This window comes from Cupriavidus sp. CuC1 (genome assembly GCF_044627735.1).
GTDB lineage: Bacteria > Pseudomonadota > Gammaproteobacteria > Burkholderiales > Burkholderiaceae > Cupriavidus > Cupriavidus ulmosensis.
In genome coordinates this window covers 1-2,345 of record NZ_JBIUHC010000344.1, presented here as the reverse complement: position 1 = coordinate 2,345, position 2,345 = coordinate 1, and the positions used below count along the sequence as shown (strand labels likewise).

General features: G+C 61.5%; 2 protein-coding genes. Both read right to left on the bottom strand.

Annotated elements, in window-relative coordinates:
- A partial coding sequence (locus ACGLHR_RS51420; RefSeq protein ID WP_400103783.1) for a TIGR01244 family sulfur transferase occupies positions 1-1,255 on the bottom strand: 1,255 nt, incomplete at its 3' end.
- Positions 1,256-1,294: 39 nt separating this feature from the next.
- Positions 1,295-2,182: an MBL fold metallo-hydrolase gene (locus tag ACGLHR_RS51415; protein WP_400103785.1), complete on the bottom strand. Its 888-nt coding sequence runs from the start codon at positions 2,180-2,182 to the stop codon at positions 1,295-1,297.
- Between the last annotated feature and the right edge of the window lie 163 nt (positions 2,183-2,345).

Sequence of the window (2,345 nt, the reverse complement as noted above, 5' to 3'; positions counted from 1 at the left end):
GGCTTCCATCGCTTTCCTCGTAACTCACTTGAAGATAAGCAAATAATGCCTTATTTTTTAACACAGTAGTACTAGTCACCGATTCCACGTTGCCGTTCTCGAGCGTGTGCCTGAAAATCGCGCGTTTGCCGGGGCCGTCTATCGCAATCAAGTTGAAGCCGAAGTTGAGTGCGATGTCGTAACGCTTGACATACTCCATCAGGGCCGGGACATAGTCGGCCACGCCGAACAACACCGCCCCGGCATTGAAGAACTGGACATCTATCTGCCCGAGCCGGCCTGAACGCCGCCAGTGATCCGAGGACAGATACATCGCCTTTTGCGGCGCCCCGGCGCATTTGATCGGCATCGGCGGCTGGGTGAATAGCGCGCGACCGCCCTTGAGCTGGCGCACGAGCTGCCAGGTATAGGGAGCAAGATCGTAGCGGTAGTTGGACGTCACGCCATTTTGGCCAAGGGTTTCCGGCAACCCGTCGATAGCATGCCAGTCCAGCTTCAGTCCCGGACAAACGATGAGCTGCCTGTAGCTCACCACCCGGCATCCTTCGAGAACCACCGAATTCTTTTCCGGCTCGAACGCTGCCACTGCGGCCTTGATCCAGTGCACCTTGCGAGGGAGCACGGCGGCCATCTCGCGCGCGGTGGTCCCGGGATCGAACACACCGGCTCCGACCATGGTCCAACCTGGCTGGTAATAGTGGACGTCGGCGGGGTCGATTACGGCGATGTCGAGGTTGCGGTCGCGCGCGAGCAAGCTCGAGGCTGCCGCCACGCCCGCGGCGCCTGCGCCGATGATCACAATGTCGTGACTGGCCACGGCTACTTCGACGGGCACCTTGCCGCCGTTGGCGATACGCCGTGCCAGCGCGGACAGGTCATAGCCTGCTGCCTTGCCGGCGGCGATGATGTCCGGCAGCGGCCGGCGGGGCGCTTCGGATAGCGCCCACAGCGTCGCGGCACGCATCCCGGTGCGGCAATAGGCAAGCACCGGCTTCGGCAGTGCCTGCATCAGTTCGCCAAACTGCGCAGTCTCGGCATCGCCGACCTTGCCGGACTCGATGGGCAGGTAGTGGGTCTCGATACCATGTTCACGGGCCGCCGCCTCGATCTCGCTAAAGTTGGGCTGGTCGGAACCTTCTCCGTCGGGGCGATTGCAGACGACGGCGCGAAAGCCAGCGTCCGCGATCGCACGCAGGGCGGATGCGGCAATCTGTTGCGATACCGCTAGGTCGGCCGTCAGTGTCTTGATGTCCATCAACTTCTCCTGTTGCTTCTATTAACGACGTGGACCGGCTCAGATTGCGTTGAGGGGAATCTTGAGATACGGCACTCCGTTATCTTCCGGATCGGGCATATGTCCGGCGCGCATGTTGACCTGCACTGACGGCAGCATCAGCACCGGCATGTTGAGCGTCGCGTCGCGCGCAGTGCGCATCGCAACGAAGGCCTCTTCGCTGATACCGTTGCGTATATGGACGTTGTGCTCGCGTTCCTCGGCTACCGTGCTGACAAACTGCAAAGGCCGCCCGCCTGGCTGGTAGTCGTGGCACATGTACAGCCTCGTGTCCGCCGGCAGGCTCAGCACCTTGTCGATTGACCGGTAGAGTGTACGGGCGTCGCCGCCGGGAAAGTCGCAGCGCGCGGTACCGTAGTCGGGCATGAACAGGGTGTCCCCGACAAAGGCTGCGGTCTGCACGCCGTCGCTGACCACATAGGTCATGCAGGCCGGCGTATGGCCCGGGGTATGGATGGCGCGCGCCTGCAACGCTCCGACGGCGAATGTTTCGCCGTCGAAGAGCAGGTGATCGAACTGGCTGCCATCGTGCGCGAATCTCGAGCCGGCGTTGAACAGCTTGCCGAACACGTCTTGCACGCGCGTCACCTGCGCGCCGATCGCAATCTTTCCACCGAGTCTTTCCTTGAGGTAGGGCGCGGCGGACAGGTGGTCGGCGTGCACGTGGGTTTCGAGAAGCCACTGGACCTTCACGCCCAGCTCGTGGACGCGAGAGACTAGCTTGTCGGCTGTCATCGTGGAGGTACGGCCTGACTTCGGGTCATAGTCGAGGACGCTGTCGATCAGTGCACAGTCGCCCGTGCGGACATCCAGCAAAAGGTAGCTGATCGTCCAGGTACCGGGGTCGAAGAAGCCTTCGACCAGCATGGGGCTCGTGGTATTCAACATCCTCTCCTCAAACGAATGTAGCTTGCGAAGCTGCAAGGCCAGCCAATCAACACAAGAACCGTGCCACCTCACCCGATTGATCACAGTGTAACTGCTCAATAAGTCGGGGCGAGCGGGGGCGTGGTGCTCGTGAGAGAAGCGATACGCTGTTCGATGAGATGGG